At 72.9% G+C, this 3,053-nt stretch carries 3 protein-coding genes; all 3 read left to right on the plus strand.

What is annotated here, in order from left to right:
- Window positions 1–299 precede the first annotated feature (299 nt).
- The 3 genes from HW445_RS24380 to HW445_RS24390 all read left to right on the plus strand — a co-directional run bounded on the left by HW445_RS24380 (window position 300) and on the right by HW445_RS24390 (window position 3,025).
- Window positions 300–1,127: a glycerophosphodiester phosphodiesterase gene (locus tag HW445_RS24380; protein WP_180223094.1), complete on the plus strand. Its 828-nt coding sequence runs from the start codon at window positions 300–302 to the stop codon at window positions 1,125–1,127.
- A gap of 95 nt (window positions 1,128–1,222) precedes the next feature.
- The gene (locus tag HW445_RS24385; RefSeq protein WP_180223095.1) at window positions 1,223–1,870 is read left to right on the plus strand and encodes an ATP-binding protein; all 648 of its coding nucleotides are present in this window, start codon (window positions 1,223–1,225) and stop codon (window positions 1,868–1,870) included.
- A 171-nt stretch (window positions 1,871–2,041) separates the two neighbouring features.
- A complete protein-coding gene (locus HW445_RS24390) occupies window positions 2,042–3,025 on the plus strand; it encodes a DUF5926 family protein (RefSeq protein WP_180223096.1) in 984 nt (327 codons plus the stop codon).
- Window positions 3,026–3,053 lie beyond the last annotated feature (28 nt).

A 3,053-nucleotide genomic window follows, 5' to 3' on the forward strand; every position in this document is an offset into this window, starting at 1 on the left:
CAGCGGGAGTCTCCTCCGACGCCGGCGGGGCGGACGGGACCGGCGGAACCGCAGTGCCCTCGTTCTCGCTGCTCACAGCTCTTCTCCTCGATCCAGGCTGGTGTTCGGGTGGGATGCGGGGCATCCATCCGTCAGCTTTTCCCACAGGGCGTCAGAGCACGATAAGCCGTGTGCGGCCTGGGCCCGGCATTCTTTACCCCGGACATTCATCACAAATGGGATGAGCATTCCATATGTATGCCTGATCGCGCTCCTCCGACCGGCTCCCGCACGCCCTCCGGGGGTGTCACCATGGCGCCGTGACGAACGCATCGCAGCAGCGCATCCAGGTCGTCGCCCACCGCGGCGCGTCCGAGGAGGCACCCGAACACACCCTGGCGGCCTACCGTAAGGCCATCGAGGACGGCGCCGACGCGCTCGAGTGCGATGTGCGTCTCACCGCCGACGGTCACCTGGTCTGCGTGCACGACCGCCGGATCAACCGCACCTCCAACGGCCGCGGCGCGGTCTCCGCGCTGGAACTGGCCGATCTGGCCGCCCTGGACTTCGGCTCGTGGAAGAACCCCGAGCAGTGGCACGGTCACCCGGAGGCCCCCGAGTGGGAGCACCGGCCGGAGGACCGGGAGGCCACCTCGGTCCTCACCCTGGAGCGCCTGCTGGAGCTGGTGAGCGACGCCGGGCGGCGCGTGGAACTGGCGGTCGAGACCAAGCACCCCACCCGGTGGGCCGGCCAGGTCGAGGAGCGGCTGCTGAGACTGCTCAAGCGGTTCGGACTGGACGCCCCGGCCTCCCCGGAGGAGTCGCCGGTGCGGATCATGAGCTTTTCGGCCCGGTCGCTGCACCGGGTGCAGGCCGCCTCTCCCACCCTGCCGACCGTCTACCTGATGCAGTTCGTCTCTCCGCGGCTGCGCGACGGCCGGCTGCCCGCCGGGGTGGGGATCGCGGGGCCGTCCATCCGGATCGTCCGCTCCCATCCGTCCTATGTCGAACGGCTGCGGCGATCCGGTCACCGGGTGCACGTCTGGACCGTCGACGACCCCTCCGACGTGGCACTCTGTGCCGATCTCGGGGTGGACGCGGTGATCACCAACCGGCCGCACGCCGTGCTGCGACAGCTCGGCCGCTGACCCGCTCCCGGGGCCCGGAACGGCCCTCGGGAGCCCGTGGCGGAGGCCTTCCGGGGAGTGCACCGGCGCACCGGGCACGTCGCCGGTCGGGATGAATGCGTCGCCCCGGACGTACCGGGCGGTTTCCGCCGCAGATCAAGGGGGCATCCACACCGTGGCGTGGGGAGAAGGAGGTCTCGGGGGTGGCGTTGATGGTGGCACAGGAGGTGCCCACGTCGTCGAGCATGGCCGTTCCGCACGGTCCGGCCGGCGTGGGCAGGGCCAGACACCGGATGCGGGACCAGTTGTGCCGGGGCGGAGTACCCGACCCGGTCATCGACGACGCGGTGCTGATCCTGTCGGAGTTGTTGAGCAACGCCTGCAAGCACGGGCGGCCGCTGAGGGGTTCCGCGGACGGCCAGGTGCGGGTCTCCTGGCGGATCGACCCGAGCGGCGGACTGACGCTCGAGGTGACCGACGGCGGCGGCCCGACCCGCCCCCGTCCGGCCACACCGTCGGTCACGGCCCACGGCGGGCGGGGGCTGAACATCATCACCTCGCTGGCCGACGACTGGGGCGTGCGGGACGGGATGACCGGCGAGGTCACGGTCTGGGTGGTGGTCCACCGGGACGTGCACGATCCCGACGCGGGCCGTCACCGGGAGGACTTCGCCGCCCGGGTCGCCGCGCCGCGGCTTCCGGCGGTCGCCGGGCTCGCCGACCTCGATCTCGCCTTCCCGGACCCCTTCGACGAGCTTCCCTGAGGCACCGTGCCACGGTCATCTGCTACGCGCGTCAACCGGTGGCATATGGCAGGCGGGTTCAGGCGGGCGGTGTACGGGCCCTGACGTGCCGTCGGCGGCCGTGCCGAGGCGGAGAACGGTTAGGCTCGCGGCCGAAGCACGAGCAGCCCAGCCGCACCCGGGAGACACCCCATGGCCAAGAAGCGTCCCCAGACGAAGGGCGCGCGCCCGCAGCGCGCGGCCGGATCCCAGGTCGACGACGGGAACGTCCCGGTCGTCGGCGCCCGTGAACCCTGCCCGTGCGGCAGCGGCCGTCGCTACAAGGCCTGCCACGGCCGGGCCGCGGCCCATGCGGTGACCGAGCTGGTGCAGCGTCCGTTCGAGGGGCTGCCCGGCGAGTGCGACTGGGTGGCACTGCGTGAACTGGTGCCCGCCGCCACCGTCGAACTGACCCTCAAGGACGGCCTGCCGGAGGGCGTTCCGTCCGTCACGCTGGCCACCGTCCTGCCGATGGCCTGGCCCGCGCTGCGCCGCGACGACGGCTCGGTCCTGATCGGCCTGCAGAACGACACCTCCTCCGGCGACCTCAGCCGCGACCTGGCCGACGTCCTCGGCCAGGCCCTGGAGACCGCGCCGGGCAACCCCGTCACCGGCCGCCGCGCCCCGGCCGGCGGCCCGCGCCTCCAGGACCTGCTCGACCTGGACGCCCCGTTCGAGCCGGTGGTGCACACCGGGTTCGAGTTCTGGGTGCCGGACGCCTCAGCCGCCACGGCCGAGGTCAAGGCCTCCCTGGAGCGGGCCAACGAGGCCGCCGTGCCGACGGTCAAGCTGACCGGCGTGGACGCGGCCTACTGGTGCGAGACCCCGGACAAGAACCACCTGCGCTGGGTCATGCCGCACGAGGAGGAGCACCTGCTGGACGCCCTGGCCCGGCTGCACGCGGCCCGCCGTACCGACATCGGCGAGGGAACCCGCCTGGTCGGCTCCTTCCGCGCCCATGGGCTGGTCGTCCCGGTGTGGGACCTGCCGACCGGGGTCACGGCGGAGGACGTCGAGAAGCCGGCCGCCGAGTTCGCCGAACGGCTGGCCGAGGCGCTCGCCGACGACTCGCCGCTCAGCGCCGACGAGCGCCGCGCCCGCGGCGGCCTGACCAACCGTCAGGTGACGCTGAGCTAGCGCGGGGACCGCGCCGTCGCGGGACGCC

It is taken from the genome of Streptomyces sp. UH6, from assembly GCF_013421635.1.
GTDB lineage: Bacteria > Actinomycetota > Actinomycetes > Streptomycetales > Streptomycetaceae > Streptomyces > Streptomyces abyssomicinicus.